The following is an 18476-nucleotide window of genomic DNA, read 5'->3' on the forward strand; positions in this document are numbered from 1 at the left end:
AATCAGGCTTGAGACGAACGAAGATGTTCCTGTTTCCAGTCCTGAATGGTCTGGTCATTCCAGCTCTTTTCCTGCCACAACAGATTCATTTCGTCGTCAATTTTTCGAGCAAAATAATCGGCCAGCAACCGCCGAATATCCTGAATCTGATCGTCTGATACGTTGTACGGATAAAGTTTCAGCAACTCCTGTTGCAGATTACTTAAGGAAGAAGCCGCTTGCGTTGCCATTTTCTAGTTCATTTTTTACAAATCTACTTAAAATTACGTTCATTCTTCTGAGCGTATCAGTTACTACGTTCGCCCAAAAAACATCGCTGGATGGTACGTGGTCATTTCGGACCGATCCGACCAATGTAGGTGAACAGCAAGGCTGGTTTCGGCCGAATGCTAACGTAGCAAACTGGGATTCGTTGCCTGTACCCGGAAATTGGGATTTGCGGAATGAATACGCGCACTACGTCGGAAAAGGCTGGTATCGGCGCACGTTCACTACATCAGGACGTAGCAGCGATAACGTAACACGGTTGCTTTTTGAAGCCGTTTATCACGATTGCACGGTCTGGCTCAACGGGCAGAAATTGGGCGAAAATCACAGTGGTTTTCTGCCGTTTGAGTTCGACGTAACGAAATTGCTGAACGCTAATGGTCTCAATACATTGGTCGTTTGTGCCGACAATTCACTCACACGCGGGGCCATCTGGAACTGGGGCGGTATCCGTCGTCCGGTTTCGCTGGTTGTGTCAAATCCCGTTCGTATTATTCGGCAGCATATTACGCCTTCGGTCGATTTGTCTAAAAAGTCGGCGAACGTAGCGGTTCGGATTTTTCTTCAGAATCATGGAAATCAGGCTGATGAAGCGGCTGGAACAGTGCATCTCACGGCCTCTAATGGTTTTATCCGGTCGTTACCGTTTAAGATGAGCGTACCGGCCAGCGGGACCGCTTCTGTTGTGGTGCAAACAACGGTAACTCCGAAAGAAACGCATCTCTGGCATTTCGATGATCCGTTTTTGTATACATCGAACGTAACACTTGCTAATCGGTCAGCAGGCGAAGGCGAAAAGCAGAGTAACCGCTTCGGACTTCGCAAAATCGAGATTGATAATAAAGCCTATACGCTGAAACTGAACGGCGAAGTGATACGTCCGATGGGTTTCAATCTGGTTCCCGACGACCGGACAACGGGTAATACGTTGCCAACCTGGCGCATCAAGGAAGACATTGATTTGCTCAAAGGAATTGGCTGTACTATGACCCGGCTATCGCACCTGTGCCTGCCTGAAGAGGTGATGGATTACCTCGATGAACGGGGTATGTTGGTTATTTCCGAGATTCCGCTTTGGGGTTTCGACCGATTTGCCGATCCGGCCAGTGCTACGTCGAAAGAATGGCTTACCCGACTGATTACCAATCAGTATAACCACCCAAGTGTAATCATGTGGAGTGTCGGGAATGAAATCGGCTATTTCCCGAAATCAATTCCGTACGTAGCCAAAGCGATACCGTATGCCAAGACGTTAGATAGCACCCGTTACGTATCGTCGGTGAGTCATACCGGTCAGTACTCGCCCGATATTGTTGATTCGGGAGATATAGGTCTGGTAAACCGCTACGGACAGAATCTGGGGCCAACTACGCGCCAGCAACACGAAAAGCACCCGAACCATACGCTTTTTTATGCTGAATATGGCATTACGCAGCTAGTCGAAAATCTGGATGGCAATTTCAATGCTCACGTACTGGTCGATTCGATACGTAACATTCCGTATCTGATTGGCGGATCGTTGTGGACGTTCAATGATTACCGGAGCCGGTTCAACGGAACAAAGGAAGGTTCGGAAAACCGGGCGTGGGGCATTGTGGACGTGTATCGGCGCAAAAAGCAGGTGTATTATGCAATGCGGAAAGAGTATAATCCGCTACGTTCATTAGCCCTCAACGCCAGTGCTACGTCGGCTACGGTAACGCTCACCCCGCGTGGCGTTCTCGATTTGCCGGCTTATCCGTTACATAATTATAAATTGTTGTGGAAACGTACGGATGCTTCGGGTAAAATAGGTCAGGGCGGGTCACTGCCGCTACCTGATATACGTCCCGGCGATGCGGCTAAAACCTATACGGTCAACTGGCAAGCCGACAATGCGTTTGCGATGCGTGTTGAGTTGCTGGCTCCAACGGGAGATATTCTGGCCGACACTACGTTGTTTTTGCAAAAACCAGCGGTCCCCAAAATCACCTACACCAACGGAGGACGTTCCTATTACAACGGTACGAATAACGGCGGCCTCATTCGGGTTCATTTCGAAAAAAGCCCGACTGCAACCACCTACAAAGTTCGCTACGGTGAATCAGGGCTGGATCAGGAAACGCCCACGACGATCAACGATTTTATTGATATTCCGAAGTTAACGTTTGGCAAAACGTATCGGGTCGCTATTGTCGGTATCAACAATGCGGGTGAAACACAATCGACAGATGTGCGGACGATTAAGGTCGATACGTTGCAATACGCTCCGCCGATTATTCAACACATCGAACCAGCCGACGGTGGTTTTTACATCGGATACGCCAGCCCCGAAACCGACTATTTCTACCGCGTTCAGGTCACTTCGGAGCCCGGCCAGTATGCCAACGCCCGTACCATTCAGGCCAATACGTTCGGTACATTATTCGTGCCCAATTTAACCAACGGCAAGCCCTATTCGTTCCGGTTTCAGCGCGTTACCGATAGCTGGACCGACTCTGACTGGTCGGAAGAACGTAGTGTTACGCCCGATGGTGGCCAACGGCCAGCGTCTCCAATTATACATGGTGTTGTTCAAGCTGGTAGTGAGGTTGTTATCAGTTTTGAGCCTACATTGAAAGCAACAGGCTACGTACTGGAATATCGGCCCGAAGGCTCCGCTACGTGGCAACGACAACCGATTTCAACCGCTCAAACGGGCCGATTTATCCTCACCGGATTAGACACAAAAAAAACATACCAATACCGGCTTGCGTCGCTGAATCAGGCGGGGCAGTCCGATTTCTCCATAAGCATAACAGGTCTACGCTATGATAAAATCCAACGCAACCGATAAACGAAGCTTAAAAACCATATCTCACTCTGCCGATCTGATTGTTGTTGGCGGAGGTCTGTCCGGCGTTTGCTCGGCCATCACAGCCGCCCGCGCCGGTGCCCGCGTAGTGCTTGTGCAGGATAGGCCCGTTTTGGGTGGCAATGCCTCGTCCGAAGTTCGGCTGTGGGTGCTGGGTGCTACGTCGCACATGGGTAACAACAACCGCTGGGCGCGCGAAGGCGGTGTCATCGACGAATTGCTGGTCGAAAACTGGTATCGTAATCCCGAAGGCAATCCGATGATTTTCGATACCATTCTGCTTGAAAAAGTAGTGATGGAGCCCAACATTACGCTGCTACTTAATACAGCGGTTTACGAAGTCGAGAAGTCAGATGCGAGTACCATCAGCGGACTGAAGGCTTTCTGTTCACAAAACAGTACATTATATAAATTGGTGGCGCCGTTATTCTGCGATGCGTCGGGCGATGGGATCGTTGGGTTTCAGGCTGGTGCCGCCTTTCGGATGGGTGCCGAATCGTCGGAAGAGTTTGGGGAGAAATTCGCGCCAACTGCTGAATACGGCGAGTTGCTGGGACATTCACTCTATTTCTATTCGAAAGATGTGGGTCGTCCGGTAAAATTTACGCCACCAGCCTATGCCCTGAAAGACATTACCGAAATTCCGCGTTACCGTCGGTTCAACGCCAAAGAATTCGGCTGTCAGCTTTGGTGGCTGGAATACGGCGGTCGGCTTGATACGGTTCACGATACCGAAGCCATCAAATGGGAACTCTGGAAAGTGGTATACGGCGTCTGGAATCACATCAAAAATTCGGGTCAGTTTCCCGAAGCCGAAACTATGACGCTCGAATGGGTTGGCACTATTCCCGGTAAACGTGAAAGTCGACGTTTCGAGGGCGATTACATGCTCATTCAGCAGGACGTAGTGGAACAACGCGAACATGCTGATGCCGTGGCTTTCGGTGGCTGGAGTATTGATTTACATCCGGCAGATGGTGTTTTTAGCGAAAAACCGGGCTGTAATCAATGGCACAGCAAAGGCACGTATCAGATTCCATACCGCACTCTGTATTCGCGAAATGTCGATAACCTGATTCTGGCTGGACGTATTATTTCGGCGTCACACGTAGCGTTTGGTTCCTCGCGCGTAATGGCTACCAGCGCCCACGTGGGGCAAGCTGCGGGTATGGCTGCGGCTATTTGCGCCCGCGACGGACTCAAACCGCGTGATCTGGTCGATCCGCAACGAATGGCGTCTCTACAACGCGAACTGCTAAAAACGGGGCATCACATTCCGGGTCTGACATTGCAGGATGCCGATGATCTAACCCAAAACGCTACGTTGACGTCATCGAGCGAGTTTGTGCTCACGCAATTACCACCCGACGGCCCGCTGGAACTGTTAGCTGATTCTGCCGCTCAGATGCTACCATTGCCAAAAGGATCGGTGCCGTCGATGACCGCTTTCGTTACGTCGGATGCCGACACTACGTTGACAGTGGAGCTACGCCGGAGCAGCAAAACCAAAAATCACACGCCCGACGTTACGTTGCAAACGCTGACATTGCCGATTCGGAAAGGAAAACAGGACGTTCGGCTGCCGTTCGACGTAGTGATTGATGAGCCGCAATACATGTTTGTTACGTTCCTGAAGAATGAACACATTCAGTTGCAGTACAGTCAGTTGCGCGTAACGGGTGTGTTATCGGTGTTTAACAAAACGAATCCGGCGGTATCGAACTACGGGAAGCAGGAGCCGACGGAAGACATTGGCGTAGAAGCGTTTGAGTTCTGGTGCCCATCCCGTCGACCGAACGGCCACAACATCGCGTTAACCATTGACGGTGGAATTTCTCTTTTCGGGGCCAGCAACGTAACGAACGGGATTCAACGACCTACGAATCAGCCAAATGCGTGGGTGGCCGACGTAGCAGATTCGAATCCAACGCTTTCACTACGTTGGCCGGAGCAACAACGTATTAGCCGTATTGAGCTGTTCTTTGATGCCGATTTCGATCACCCACTCGAAACGGTAATTATGCTGAATCCCGAAACCGTTTCGCCGTTCTGTGTACAACAATACATCCTGTGCAACGACCGTCAGGAGCGCATTTATGAAACAACGGACAACCATCAGGCACGTAATATCATTTCATTTGAAAAGCCATTGGAAACCACTCAATTAACCATACACTTGAAGCACCAGACAGGGCAAGCTCCGGCGGCTTTGCTGGAGGTACGGTGTTATGCGTAAATTTTACTGATTGATTTTAGAAATGGGTGTAGGCACTATTTGAAAAATACCTACACCCATTCTTGCTTATTAACTTTTCGTGATGTTTGATACAGCTTCGTGAAAGTTTCGAACTTGCAGGTGATTGAGAGCAGGTAAGACAACTAATAAATTCAAGTTTGTATGGTGCTACGTGTCTTTTTTGTGGGTATGTTCTTGATAATCATTCTGTTTGACGTAGTTTTTGCGCAGCCAATACGTCGCTTACCTATAAAAACGGTTCAGGATCTGCATAGCTTCTTTAAATGGACGGATAAGAAAACGCCGATTATCAGTGGGCACCGGGGCGGCATGGTGAAAGGATTTCCGGAAAACTCGATTGCTACGTTTGAAAATACGCTGAAACACACGCCCGCTTTCTTTGAAATCGACCCACGCCTGACCAAAGACAGCGTGATTGTGCTCATGCACGACGCTACGTTAGATCGAACTACTACTGGAACGGGTAAGCTTTCGGATTATACGTGGGAAGAACTAAAAAAACTTCGACTTAAAGATGCAGATGGTAACGTAACAGAACACCAAATTCCGACATTGACTGAAGTAATCGAGTGGGCGAGAGGTAAAACGATTCTGAATCTTGATCGCAAAGACGTGCCATTTGCCATGACAGCAGCCTTGATCCGAAAGCATAAAGCGGATGCGTTTATGATGCTTACGGTTCATTCGCCCGAACAGGCACGGTACTATCTCGATGATAACAAAAACCGGATGTTTTCGGTGTTTATCAAAAGCAAAGCTGAACTGGAATCATACGAAAAAGCGGGTATTCCTGCGGCAAACATGATTGCCTACATTGGCCCAACCGTTAAGCCAGAAAACAAAGAATTATACCAGTTGCTAAACAGTCGCGGGATTATGTGTATGATTTCAGCGGCTTCGTCGTATGACAAACTTACTGGCCCAGAAGAGCGAGCCAAAGCGTACAGGGCTATTATTGCCGATGGAGCAACGATTCTGGAAACTGACCGACCAATTGAAGTGGCCGAAGCTATTAATGGAATGAAAAAATAGCACCGCAAGAGAACTTCCTGTGGTGCTATGTGCGCACTACTTACAGCGTATAAATGTTGCCGAGCGTTCGGTAGAAACCGCCCTGCGCTGATTCTTCGATGGAATCGACTAGATAAGACTGATTTTCTTTCCGAAGATTTTTGGGGAATTGAACGTACCAGTCATCGTGATACCCTTCGGAAATCACTTTCACACGCAGTTTACCACCTTCCCGAACACATTTCAACGTAACACCAGTTGTGCCTGCCGGAGCTGCTTCCAGTAAGGTACTGGTCACTACGTCGGAAGATGGTGCCGGTGCTTTGATATCACGAACAGTAAAGGTCTGACCCGATTTTGCCTGCTCGATGGCCGGTTCGCTAACATCTACGCAGGCAAAAGAACCATCGGTCGTAACGATGTACAGTTTTTCATTCAGGTATTGCATCGAATAGGCCGATCCGCAACCTGTTGCCAGCTTCCAGAGCCGTTGGCCCGTTTCGTTGAAACAATAGAGTGACGAACTACTATCGCCCGCAAATACGTAGCGTCCATCGGGTGAAGCTGCGCAGGAAAAAACACCTCCATCGGCTTTAAAAACTGTTTTGGGCTGTCCGTCTTTACCAAAACTATGAATAGCTCCCGTGGCCGTACCAGCGTAGACAACGTTGTCGATTTGCCAGCCAAACAACACGCTGCCCGTTTTCTGATGCCAGATAACCGTGTTACTTTCCCAGCCGTAGTAGCAGCTTACCCCTTTCGAATCGCCATAGAAAATTCGGCCAACCTCGTCGCAACGTACCATCCAGGCACTTTCACCTTCGGTTTTTACAGCCCATTGTTCCTCATCTTCGTAGTTCACCGTAGTTAAATGACCACCAGCATCTGAAACAGCTAGTAATCCACTATGAATATCGAGCCAGTAGATGTCGATTTTCTCACTGATTTCGTAAGCCAGACGGGGCGTTTTGCCGGATACGTCATACACGTTTCCATCGTCGCAGCCTACGTAAATCCAGTTGCCATCGCCCACAATACACTTTACTCCATCGGTAAAACGGTATTGAACCAGTACTTCGGCATCATGATTGAGTTTATAGACAATACCATTCTCATTGCCGACCCAGCAATTGGTATCGTCAACAAAAACGCCAAAAGCGGGTGAGCCTGATTTGAATCGCCAGACAATCGGCACCTGATTTTTAACCGTCGATGGCTGACTAATAATTGTTCGGCGGGTGGCTATGCGTTTTTTGCGTTGCCCTTTCACAGCGTCAACATAGCCTTTCCGTTTCTTTTCGTTTATCTTTTTCAGTGCAAATTTCTCTGCTTCGGCTTCGTTCGAAAGTGTCTGCGTACTTGAACTGCCATCGGTACCGATGCGGCCATACGTAATAACTACCGTCGTATCTTCAACCAAAACTTCGTAAAATTTGTGAGCACTCCCCACTGTTTCATCTTCCGAAAATTCAAGATAATACGTTTTCATTTCGTTGATAGTTAAGTGTTTGTATGATAGTTATGGTGAATTAGCTTTACCCCTTCGACAACTCCGTTGCCCGAGTCTGAGCAGCTTTAATACCCGCTACCAACGTATCAGACAAAGCCCCACTCTCGAAGGCACGTAGTGCGGCTTCGGTAGTGCCTCCTTTCGACGCAACCGCCTTAATGAGGTCATCGAGCGATTTATCGGCATTATTGATTAAGTGATACGCTCCGAGCATGGTTTGTTTTACGAGCAAGGCCGATACGCCCTCATCGAAACCCATTTGTTTACCCGCGTCGATCATGGCTTTCACTACGTAGTAAAAGTAGGCCGGGCCACTGCCGCTTAGTGCTGTTACGGCATCGAGCATGGCTTCATCATCAAGAAAAATTGATCGGCCGGTGGCGTTAATCAGATTTTCGACCCGACGCAGATTTGCTAAATCGACTTCTTTAGCGGCTGTAAATCCGGTTATACCCATACCGAGCATGGCGGGCGTATTAGGCATGGCACGTACTACTAATGGATGCGCCAGTTTTTCCTGAATCTGGCTGATTGGAATACCCGCCATAATAGAAAGGATTACCTGATGGGGCTGAACAACGCTACGTAGTGCTTCGTGTACGCTGTTGAAATCCTGCGGTTTTACCGATAAAATAATCAGATCGGTCTCGCCTACGCGCGGGCTAATTGTGTCGACCACAACGCCCGCTTTTTCGGCTTTCAGCGATTCAGAACGGTCGGCGCTTTTTTCGATTAGTAGGAGATCGTCTTTTTTTACCAGATCATATTGGATGAACGATTTGGCAAAAGCCATTCCCATATTCCCGCAGCCAACAATAGCAATTTTCATTTTTCGAAAACTAAAAGGTGAATAAACAGACCGCCAGAGCGGTAAAAGTTGTCCAGTGCCGATGAAGTGTAAACGAAAAAGGTCAGGCTACGTAAGCCTGACCTTGCAAAACTAATGACTGGCGGTTAACTCATTGACCACCTTTCAGAACTTCTTCTAATTTTTGTTCGAGTGCTTCGCCACGCAGGTTCTTGGCAATGATTTTTCCTTCTTTATCGAGCAGGAACGTAGCAGGAATTGCCTGTACACCATACTGCTGTGCAGCCGCCGATTGCCAGAACTTCAGATCCGATACGTGTGTCCAGGTAAGGTTATCGTTACGTATCGCTTTGGTCCAGTTGGCTTTAGCCTGATCGAGCGATACGCTGTAAATAGCAAAACCTTTGTCTTTGTACTTGTTGTACATCCGCACTACGTTCGGGTTTTCTGCCCGACAAGGACCGCACCACGATGCCCAGAAATCGATCAATACGTATTTACCACGTAGTGACGAAAGGGGAACAGCATTGCCAGTTGTATCGCTCAGGGAAATTTCGGGAGCCTGTGCGCCAACCGCTACACCTTTGATCCGTGCCACCCGGCCAATCAACGATTTTGCGTGTGGACTGTTCGGATTTTCTTTCTCGAAACGAGTTGCCAGTGCATCATACGTAGCGAAATCGTTGTCGATGTTAATAAAATTCAAGGCAAACAAAGACACCAGCGACGTCCCCATTTCTGGCAGCAACGCTTTTACTTTCGTCACAATATCCTGCTCGGCAGCCTGATATTCCTGCTCAATCTGGGCGGCTTTTTTATTGTCTTTTTTCTCCGTCGCCGTGGCCATTTGCTTGTTCCAGTTCTGGACCTTGGCCTCCATGTCGTTACGTAGCGCATTCAGCTTTTCGTAATAGTCCATGTTTTTAGAACCCGAAACTAACGACTTGCCCGTCTGCCCGGTTTTAGCATCCATCCGATAGCCATCGGCTGTTACGTTAAGCGTTTCGCCACCTTCAACCAGCAAAGCCAGTTTTTGCCCACCGCCAACGTTCAACACAAACACTTCGCCACCATCAGCTACGTTGCTTTTGAGCGTAAAGGCGTTACCCGCTTCAACTTTGGCCGAGTCCAGCTTGCGCGTCGGTTGGGTATTAGCTTCCAGATACACATAACTGCCGGGCGCTGCATTTTTAATTTTACCCGTTACAGTAAAAGGCTTCGTGGCTTGTGCGTTGGCCACAGACCCCACGGCTAGCAAACCAAGGATGGAGAAAACTACGTTCTTCATTGTTTTTGTAGTGTCTTCGCTAATAATTCATTAACCAGTTTAGGGTCGGCCGAACCTTTCGATTTTTTCATGACCTCGCCCATAAATAAACCCAGCAAATTTTTCTTGCCTTTGCGGTACTGTTCAACTTTATCGGGCCAGGCCGCCAGTACTTCTTCTACCAACGTTTGAAGTGTGTCGGTATTGCGGTTCTGAATCAATCCATGTGTTTTTGCCAGCTCGGCAGGCAACGCATCGGGTGCATCGATCATCAGCGTAAAGATCTGCTGAGCCGCCGTCTGACTTACGGTTCCTTCGTCAATCAGCGTTATCAAAGTTGCTAATTGCTCCGCCGAAACCGGAAACTTGCGGTCACGTAACGTTTTTTCGTTCAGATGCCCTTTTACCGTTCCCATCACCCAGTTCGAAGCCGCTTTGTAATTGGCGGTTTTCGAGCACACCGCTTCATAATATTCAGCGAGTTCTTTGGCATCGGTCAGCAGCGCGGCATCATAATCGGGCAAACCATACGTAGTCGTAAATTTCTGATACAACTCGGCTGGTAGCACCGGCATATTTTCCTGAATATCGGCCAGCCACTCATCCGAAATAACAACGGGAGTGAGATCGGGGTCTGGAAAATAGCGGTAGTCGTTCATGGTTTCTTTCTCCCGCATAGCGTAGCTCTGTCCTGTCGAGGCATCGAACGTGCGCGTTTCCTGCACGATACGTCCACCTGTCTCGGTTAGTTCAACCTGCCGGCGAAATTCTGATTCGACAGCCCGCATTACGTTCCGAATCGAGTTCAGGTTTTTTACCTCAACCTTCGTGCCGAGATGTGTCGCTCCTTTAGGTCGAATAGAAATATTTACGTCGCAACGTAGCGAACCTTCTTCCATGTTGCCATCGCAGATGTCGAGGTAACGTACCAACCGACGTACTTCGGTCAGGTATTGGCCAGCTTCATCGGCACTACGTAGACAGGGGTCAGTCACCATCTCGATCAGTGGCGTACCGGCGCGGTTATAATCGAGTTGCGTTGTCCAGTCGCTGCCATCGTGAATACTTTTTCCGGCATCTTCTTCCAGATGGATGTGGTGAACCTGAATAGTTGTCTGATATGATTGGCCTGTTTCGGGGTCTTTAGCGGTTATAGGTATACCACCGCCCACACAAACGGGGCCTTTATCCTGCGATAACTGATAGCCCTTTGGCAGATCAGGATAAAAATAATTTTTCCGGGCAAATACGTTATGACGCGTAATCTCGCAACCGCAGGCCAGCCCCATCCGGACAGCATATTCGACCGCTTTGCGATTCAGTTTAGGCAATGTACCGGGATGTCCTAACGTAATAACGCTGATGTTGGTATTGGGCTCCGCACCGAATGCATTGGCATCGGCCGCAAAAATCTTACTCTGCGTCAGTAACTGGCAGTGCACTTCCAGACCAATAACGGCTTCATAACGTGCCAGAACTTCTGGCGACAGGCTGGCTTCGGCTACCATTTTCAGTAATTGATTGTTTTACTGCAAAGATAGCGAAAAGGCGTGGAGGGCTGCTACGTATCCCTAAATCACATTAAGTCTATATTTTAGGTACGTTTGGGCCAGCAACGCTATTTTTTGGGGATTGGGCACCCTGATACGTTCGTGCTGAATACGGGCGGCTGATAACTGCTTTATTTTATTGAAAAGCGTCTGGTAATACATATAGGCCAGATAAACGCCCATTCTGGCACCGCGCGGCAGATTCATAATGCCAATATACGCTTCGTCGAAATCACGCTGAATATCGGCTTCGATGTGTTGTTTAACATCGCAACCGAAATTTTTGAAATCGACACCCGGAAAATAAGTGCGTCCCCGGTCAACAAAATCACTTTTTAGATCGCGGAGGAAGTTTACCTTCTGAAAAGCGGCTCCGAGCTTACAGGCGGGTTCGCGCAGACGGTTGAATTCGGCTTTGTCGCCTTCGCAGAAAACATGTAAGCACATCAGGCCAACCACTTCCGCCGATCCATATATATATTCGTCGTAGCCGTCAGTATCATATTCCTGCTGATAGAGATCCATTTCCATGCTTTTCAGAAAGGATTCGATCAGATCGTGCTCAATTTTATATTGATTCACAATCAGCTGAAACGACTGGAGAATTGGATTCATGCTGATCCCTTCTGCAATGGCCTGATACGTATCATGGCGAAAGCGTTCGAGCAGCGTTTTCTTGTCGAAATCATGAAAAGTATCCACAATTTCGTCGGCGTAGCGTACAAATCCGTAGATGGCGTAAATGGGGAAATGAAATTTACGGTCGAGCGTTTTAATGCCGAGCGTAAACGACGTACTATAGCGTTCGGTAATCAGTTTACTGCATTCCAGCGCACTTTTGTTAAACAACGCCATCATAATTGGTAAGAGGTAAGGGTAGAGTTGGTAAGTTAATAAAATTCTTTGGCAACCTCGTCGGCCACTACCAGCCCCGAAATTAGTGAGGGTGGTACACCGGGGCCGGGAACGGTGAGTTGACCGGTGTAAAACAAGTTGTTTACCCGTTTGTTCTTTAAAGCTGGCTTTAAAAGTGCTGTCTGACGTAACGTGTTGGCTAGGCCATAGGCATTTCCCCGAAACGCATTGTAATCGCTTTTAAAGTCCCGATGAGCGTAACTACGCTTGTAAACAATATGATTGCGGATATCTTCGCCTACATAAGCCTCAAGCCGATCCATTAATAGATTGAAATAGTGTTCGCGAGTGGCCTCATCATCATTGAGGTCGGGAGCTACCGGAATCAGCAAAAATAAATTCTCGCATCCTTCTGGTGCTACGTTAGGGTCAGTTTTTGAGGGTGCTGATGCATAGAACAGTGGTTTACTGGGCCACTGTGGCGTTTCGTAAATCTCCTGAGCGTGCTGCTTAAAACTCTCGTCGAAAAACAGATTGTGGTGCTGTAAGCGCGGAATACGTTTATTAACGCCCAAATAAAACAGAAGCGACGAAGGTGCCATAACCCGGCTCTGCCAATACGTATCACTATAGTTTCGATACGTAGCGTCGACAAGGCTGGTTTCTACGTGATTGTAGTCGGCACCGGCTACCACTACGTCGGCCTCGAAAATACCTTCATTGGTCACGACCCGATGAACCTGCTGTTTTGCTACGTCGATTTTCGTTACGTTCTGATTCAGTAAGATTTTAACCCCTTTTTCTTCGGCCAGACTGACCATCGCTTTCACAATTTCGTGCATGCCACCCATCGGATACCATGTGCCCATAGCCATTTCGGCATAGTTCATCAGGCTATACATTGCTGGCGTGTTTTCGGGAGTAGCTCCTAGAAAAAGTACCGGAAATTCGATGATTTCGAGTAAGCGAGGATGCTTGAAAAATTTACGAGCATGAACGGCAAACGATTGAAACACATCCAGGCGGGTAACGTCGTAGAGTAACTTCAAACTTAGAAACTCCGTGATCGACCGGCTGGGTTTCCACACAAATTTGTTCATGCCAACGTCATACTTATAGGCCGCCTGTTTCAGAAATTCGCGCAATTGGGCACCGCTTCCCGTTTCGAACTGCTCAAATAGATTCTCCAGTTCAGGCAAACCCGCCGGTATATCAACGGCTTCGTCGGGGCCGAAGATGACATTATAGGAAGGGTCAAGACGAACGAGCTGGTAATAATCGGATGGCTTTTTGCCAAATCGGGCAAAGTAATTCTCAAATACGTCGGGCATCCAATACCAGCTTGGCCCCATGTCGAATGTAAATCCATCGGCCTGAAATACGCGGGCACGGCCGCCGGGAGTACTATTTTTCTCAAGAATGGTAACGTCGTAACCTTTATCGGCCAGACTGGTTGCTGCGGCCAGTCCGGCAAATCCGGCTCCGATAACAAGAATACGTCGGGGCATTAGTTAGGCCTGATTGATTGGGCAGGTGGTTTAGTAATTTGTTGAGTAAGGAATTTGTTTGGCTCAAACTATCGAAAAAAAACTGAAAAATTTTTGATTTTTTTTTCGACCTGTATATAACGCACCTCTTCAGGAGGGCTATAATTGTTGAAACAGACGCACTTTTTACTAGATATTTGATTCGTATATTGTCTTAATGTGTTTTTAATATACAAAATTAAGGATATAGCGTATTGGTTGTAAATACTTGACTGCCAGAGTATAAAAAGAAAAAAGTTGGAGAGAATCTCTCCAACTTTTCGAACCTTCCTCTTTTTTAACCAAAAACTACTCAATCAATACAACTTAGACGAAGCATTGATGAAAAAGTATCGTTATGCATTGTAATATGCATAAACTTTAAGCTGATCTTTCAACTCCTTACGAGCAATGTGAATGCGGTTTTTCACTGTACCTATGGGTATGTTTAGCTTGGCTGCTATCTCATGGTACTTGAAGCCCCGGAAGTGCATCATGAATGGAGTTTTGTATGTGTCGTCGAGCTTGTTAACAGCCCGGTTAATATCATCCTGAGCAAACGACGAATAAGCTAGATTGTCGGTGCTGCTTTCTGTTGAATTTATATAGTGCAGGTTATCTGTTGTATCGATGAATGTGTTCTTACGTAGCATACGCTGATAGTTGGTAATGAACGTATTCTTCATGATCGTGTATAACCACGCCTTAAGATTGGTGCCGTCTGTGTATTTATCGCGGTTTGTAAAGGCTTTTAATAAAGTATCCTGTAATAAGTCATTAGCATCTTCAACATCTTTCGTCAGACGGAGCGCAAATGGGCGTAGTGATTTTGATACTTTGCCGATATGATGGGTAAATTCGAGAGCGGTCATGGTCGTTTAAGTTTTTCCTGTTGAATCAAATCTGTTAAGCTATTAGACAAAAACAAAACCAGTCTTTTTAAGATAACGAATAATGTTGTTATTTGGCGGTTTATATAATTGATTTTTAGTTGTTTACATATTTTTAAAATTGTTTTTTATTGTACCAGTAATTGGGTGAATGGGGTGTGGAGTGTGGAATATTTCCCCCATTGTGTGGAATCTCACGCCAATTTTTGTTTAACCTTTCCATAATTGCATTGAACAGAAAGAATATAAATACAACAGTAACGATACCTTATTTTTAGATAAGTATCGTTACTGTCATTGCTCTTAGAATCATCAAAAATTCAAAACTGGCCCCAAGAAATTAGATTCGTGAATCACACGTAGTAACGCTACACTAAGCCTTCCTTAAGAAGATCGTGCAGATGAACGAAACCTTTTAGCTGACCATGCTCGGCCACAACAACTTGGGTAATGTTGCGCGCCTGCATAAGTTGTAGAGCCATAACTGCGTAGTCGTCTGGTGCTACGCAGATAGGCGAGGCCGTCATTACGTCGCGGGCACACAGTTGCCAGAACGATTCATGCTCATAAACCATCCGACGAATGTCGCCATCGGTTACAATACCTATCAGTACACCTGTTTCGTCGACAACTGCCGTTGCGCCCAATCTATTTGCTGAAATGCTGAAAATCAGCTCCCTAACAGGTGTGTCTGGTGCTACGTGTGGGCATTGGTTATGGGGAAAAATATCCGCAACTTTCAGATAGAGTTTCTTGCCAAGTGAGCCTCCTGGATGGTAACGGGCAAAATCCTGTCGGGTAAAGCCGCGCATTTCGAGCAGGCAGACAGCCAGCGCATCGCCCAACGCCAGTGCAACAGTCGTGCTGGTAGTAGGGGCAAGGTTTAAGGGGTCAGCTTCAAGCGCTGCGTAAGCATTCAGAACAAAGTCGGCATGTTGAGCCAGATACGACTGGCGATTACTAACAAGAGCGATTAACTGAACGCCTGTACGCTTTAATAGAGGAAGCAATACTTTTATTTCGGACGTATCACCGCTTTTAGAAATCAGCATTACTACATCGTTATCCTGAATCATGCCCAGGTCGCCATGAATGGCATCGGCAGCGTGCATAAATAAAGCAGGCGTTCCGGTCGAATTTAGGGTCGCTACAATTTTTTGGCCGATTAGAGCACTCTTGCCCACGCCCGTAACCACGAGTCGACCTGTTGCTTTAAGAATCGCATCAATGGCAGCATCAAATTGTTCGTCAAGCAATTCGGCTGCATTTCGAATCGCATCAGCTTCGGCTAACAGGACCGAACGGGCAATCGTTTGAGTATTTTTTATTACTTTCAACGCTAGTTTTGCTAATCAAGAATCGTTTGCTACGTATATTCGCTAACTTTATTAAAGCAAAGATACGGCAACATATAGAGTAAAGTAACTTTTGTACGATTTGTAGAATGATGCAGGTTGATGAGTCAGTCCATGCGACGCTTAAAGAGCGATTAAAAGAAATTTTTGGATACGGTCAGTTTCGAGGTGAGCAAGAGGCTATAATTTACAACATTATGGCAGGGCGTAACACATTCGTGATTATGCCAACAGGAGCCGGTAAATCACTGTGTTACCAATTGCCAGCCATTGTGAGCGATGGCACAGCAGTGGTGATTTCGCCCCTGATTGCCCTTATGAAAAATCAGGTCGACCAGTTAAATGCTTTCGGTATCAATGCGCAATTTCTGAATTCGACGCTGTCGAAAGCAGAAATGAATAAGGTTAAGAAAGATACGCTCAATGGTTCATTGAAGCTTCTGTATATTGCTCCAGAGTCGCTGACGAAAGAAGAGAATTTGGATTTTTTAAAGAAAGCCAATATTTCATTCGTCGCTATCGACGAGGCTCACTGTATCTCGGAATGGGGGCATGATTTCCGCCCGGAATACCGGAAAATACGGGGGATCGTCGATAATATCGGTAACCTGCCCGTTATAGCACTTACGGCTACGGCAACGCCTAAAGTGCAGCAGGATATTCAGAAAAACCTGCAGATGGAAGACGCAAATCTGTATAAGTCGTCTTTCAACCGAAAAAACCTGTTCTACGAGATCAAACCCAAGGTCGATGCCAAAAAGCAACTGATTAAATACATTAAGCAGAATAAAGGTAAATCGGGTATTGTGTATTGCCTGAGCCGTAAGACAGTTGAAGAAATTGCCGAGTTGCTAAGTGTGAATGATGTTAAGGCATTACCGTATCACGCTGGTCTGGACCCGCAAACCCGTATGCACAATCAGGATGCCTTCCTGAACGAAGATGTGGACGTGATCTGCGCAACCATTGCTTTCGGAATGGGTATCGATAAACCTGATGTTCGGTTCGTGATTCACTACGATGCGCCAAAATCGCTCGAAGGGTATTATCAGGAAACAGGCCGGGCCGGGCGCGATGGGCTCGAAGGTAATTGCGTAATGTTTTACAGCTACGACGATATTGTTAAGCTGGAGAAATTTAACAAAGACAAACCCGTAACGGAGCGCGATAATGCCAAACATCTGCTCCATGAGATGGTGTCTTATTCCAATCTGGGTGTTTGCCGTCGTCGGCAGTTGTTGGGTTATTTCGGAGAGTTTCTGGATAAAGACTGTGGTTTCTGCGATAACTGCGTGAAACCAACCGAAAAATTCAAAGTACAGCACGAAGTGGTTCTGGCACTGCAAACCGTGTTGCAAACCGATCAGCGTTTCGACGTAACGCACCTGGCCGACGTACTGACTGCTACGAGTAATCAATACGTAACGAGCTACGAACACGACCGACTCGCTGTGTACGGAAAAGGGCGCGAGTTTAACGAAGACTGTAATTTCTGGTGTTCACTCATCAAACAGATAACCATTTACGGTTATCTGGAAAAAGATGTTGATAACTACGGCATTCTGAAGCTGACGCAACGAGGACTGAATTATATCGAAGATCCTTATCCGGTTACGCTCTCGAAAGACCATGATTACGAGCAGCAGACAGCCGATGTGAAAGACGATGACGACAAAGATACGTCCCCATCGTCGGGAGGAGTTGCGTATGACGAAGAATTGCTTGGTCTGCTGAAAGCTCTTCGGAAAAAAATTGCCAAAGAGAAAAACCTGCCGCCTTACGTCATTTTCCAGGAAACATCCATGGAAGAAATGGCGACAACCTATCCGACCACGCGGGAAGAAATGGCCCAGATCAACGGTGTCGGTATGGGTAAAGTACAGAAATTTGGCCGGCCATTTATCGAACTGATCACCAAATACGTTGAAGATAATGAGATTGAGACGGCGAAGGACGTAGTAGTCAAGTCGACCGTTAATAAATCGAAAGTCAAGATTTTTATTATCCAGCAAATTGACCGTAAAGTCGATTTAGATGAAATCGCTGAGTCTAAATCGTTGTCGATGGAAGATCTGATGGAAGAAATCGAGCATATTTGTTATTCTGGAACCCGCCTAAATCTGGATTATTACATTAACCAGGTTATGGACGAAGACCGGCAGGATGAAATCTATGATTACTTCATGCAGGCCGAAAGTGATAACATTGCAGTGGCCATGCGTGAATTTGGAGGAGATGATTTCACCGAACAGGATCTGCGGTTAATGCGAATCAAATTCCTGTCGGAAGTAGCTAATTAAGTGATAAGTGATGAGTGATGAGTGATAAACTAGTATCAACTAATTGT

13 protein-coding genes are annotated in these 18476 nt (G+C 47.0%); 4 read left to right on the top strand and 9 right to left on the bottom strand.

Annotated features, from left to right (window positions below):
- Positions 1-2 precede the first annotated feature (2 nt).
- Complete coding sequence (locus ACYVD4_RS27035; protein WP_460950995.1) at positions 3-230, bottom strand: hypothetical protein; 228 nt, start codon at positions 228-230, stop codon at positions 3-5.
- On the opposite strand from ACYVD4_RS27035, the gene ACYVD4_RS27040 reads away from it, so the two are divergent.
- The 3 genes from ACYVD4_RS27040 to ACYVD4_RS27050 all read left to right on the top strand — a co-directional run bounded on the left by ACYVD4_RS27040 (position 224) and on the right by ACYVD4_RS27050 (position 6389).
- Complete coding sequence (locus ACYVD4_RS27040; RefSeq protein WP_460950997.1) at positions 224-3082, top strand: sugar-binding domain-containing protein; 2859 nt, start codon at positions 224-226, stop codon at positions 3080-3082. The two genes, ACYVD4_RS27035 and ACYVD4_RS27040, sit on opposite strands and share 7 nt — an antisense overlap.
- Entirely contained in the window at positions 3057-5336 is a 2280-nt protein-coding gene (locus tag ACYVD4_RS27045; protein WP_460950999.1) for an FAD-dependent oxidoreductase, read from the top strand. Before ACYVD4_RS27040 ends, ACYVD4_RS27045 begins: the two co-directional genes overlap by 26 nt.
- A gap of 162 nt (positions 5337-5498) precedes the next feature.
- Positions 5499-6389 (top strand): glycerophosphodiester phosphodiesterase family protein, encoded by an 891-nt coding sequence (locus tag ACYVD4_RS27050; protein WP_460951000.1) that lies wholly within the window; start codon positions 5499-5501, stop codon positions 6387-6389.
- 40 nt (positions 6390-6429) lie between these two features.
- Here ACYVD4_RS27050 and ACYVD4_RS27055 read toward each other — a convergent pair whose 3' ends face one another.
- The 8 genes from ACYVD4_RS27055 to ACYVD4_RS27090 all read right to left on the bottom strand — a co-directional run bounded on the left by ACYVD4_RS27055 (position 6430) and on the right by ACYVD4_RS27090 (position 16111).
- A complete protein-coding gene (locus ACYVD4_RS27055) occupies positions 6430-7857 on the bottom strand; it encodes a WGR domain-containing protein (protein WP_460951002.1) in 1428 nt (475 codons plus the stop codon).
- Positions 7858-7903: 46 nt separating this feature from the next.
- On the bottom strand, positions 7904-8707 hold the full coding sequence (gene proC / locus ACYVD4_RS27060) for a pyrroline-5-carboxylate reductase (RefSeq protein WP_460951003.1): 804 nt from the start codon (positions 8705-8707) through the stop codon (positions 7904-7906).
- Between the two features lie 130 nt (positions 8708-8837).
- Complete coding sequence (locus tag ACYVD4_RS27065) at positions 8838-9974, bottom strand: redoxin domain-containing protein (protein ID WP_460951005.1); 1137 nt, start codon at positions 9972-9974, stop codon at positions 8838-8840.
- A complete protein-coding gene (gatB, locus tag ACYVD4_RS27070) occupies positions 9971-11461 on the bottom strand; it encodes an Asp-tRNA(Asn)/Glu-tRNA(Gln) amidotransferase subunit GatB (protein WP_460951006.1) in 1491 nt (496 codons plus the stop codon). Before gatB ends, ACYVD4_RS27065 begins: the two co-directional genes overlap by 4 nt.
- 63 nt (positions 11462-11524) lie before the next feature.
- Positions 11525-12361 carry a phytoene/squalene synthase family protein gene (locus ACYVD4_RS27075; protein WP_460951008.1) on the bottom strand — a complete coding sequence of 279 codons (837 nt, stop codon included), beginning with the start codon at positions 12359-12361 and terminating at the stop codon, positions 11525-11527.
- A 32-nt stretch (positions 12362-12393) separates the two neighbouring features.
- Positions 12394-13866 carry a phytoene desaturase family protein gene (locus tag ACYVD4_RS27080; protein WP_460951009.1) on the bottom strand — a complete coding sequence of 491 codons (1473 nt, stop codon included), beginning with the start codon at positions 13864-13866 and terminating at the stop codon, positions 12394-12396.
- Positions 13867-14240: 374 nt separating this feature from the next.
- The gene (locus ACYVD4_RS27085; RefSeq protein WP_460951010.1) at positions 14241-14756 is read right to left on the bottom strand and encodes an RNA polymerase sigma factor; all 516 of its coding nucleotides are present in this window, start codon (positions 14754-14756) and stop codon (positions 14241-14243) included.
- A gap of 386 nt (positions 14757-15142) precedes the next feature.
- Entirely contained in the window at positions 15143-16111 is a 969-nt protein-coding gene (locus tag ACYVD4_RS27090; RefSeq protein ID WP_460951012.1) for a KpsF/GutQ family sugar-phosphate isomerase, read from the bottom strand.
- Between the two features lie 107 nt (positions 16112-16218).
- Between ACYVD4_RS27090 and recQ the strand changes: the two genes are divergently transcribed.
- Entirely contained in the window at positions 16219-18429 is a 2211-nt protein-coding gene (gene recQ, locus ACYVD4_RS27095) for a DNA helicase RecQ (RefSeq protein WP_460951014.1), read from the top strand.
- The last annotated feature ends 47 nt before the right edge of the window (positions 18430-18476 follow it).

It is taken from the genome of Spirosoma daeguense, from assembly GCF_054776875.1.

What these genes read in the sequence shown, in the direction of transcription:
- ACYVD4_RS27035 (WP_460950995.1), bottom strand. Translation starts at nt 230, where the DNA reads ATGGCAACGCAAGCGGCTTCTTCCTTAAGTAATCTGCAACAGGAGTTG.
- ACYVD4_RS27045 (WP_460950999.1), top strand. Translation starts at nt 3,057, where the DNA reads ATGATAAAATCCAACGCAACCGATAAACGAAGCTTAAAAACCATATCT.
- ACYVD4_RS27050 (WP_460951000.1), top strand. Translation starts at nt 5,499, where the DNA reads ATGGTGCTACGTGTCTTTTTTGTGGGTATGTTCTTGATAATCATTCTG.
- ACYVD4_RS27055 (WP_460951002.1), bottom strand. Translation starts at nt 7,857, where the DNA reads ATGAAAACGTATTATCTTGAATTTTCGGAAGATGAAACAGTGGGGAGT.
- proC (WP_460951003.1), bottom strand. Translation starts at nt 8,707, where the DNA reads ATGAAAATTGCTATTGTTGGCTGCGGGAATATGGGAATGGCTTTTGCC.
- ACYVD4_RS27065 (WP_460951005.1), bottom strand. Translation starts at nt 9,974, where the DNA reads ATGAAGAACGTAGTTTTCTCCATCCTTGGTTTGCTAGCCGTGGGGTCT.
- gatB (WP_460951006.1), bottom strand. Translation starts at nt 11,461, where the DNA reads ATGGTAGCCGAAGCCAGCCTGTCGCCAGAAGTTCTGGCACGTTATGAA.
- ACYVD4_RS27075 (WP_460951008.1), bottom strand. Translation starts at nt 12,361, where the DNA reads ATGATGGCGTTGTTTAACAAAAGTGCGCTGGAATGCAGTAAACTGATT.
- ACYVD4_RS27080 (WP_460951009.1), bottom strand. Translation starts at nt 13,866, where the DNA reads ATGCCCCGACGTATTCTTGTTATCGGAGCCGGATTTGCCGGACTGGCC.
- ACYVD4_RS27085 (WP_460951010.1), bottom strand. Translation starts at nt 14,756, where the DNA reads ATGACCGCTCTCGAATTTACCCATCATATCGGCAAAGTATCAAAATCA.
- recQ (WP_460951014.1), top strand. Translation starts at nt 16,219, where the DNA reads ATGATGCAGGTTGATGAGTCAGTCCATGCGACGCTTAAAGAGCGATTA.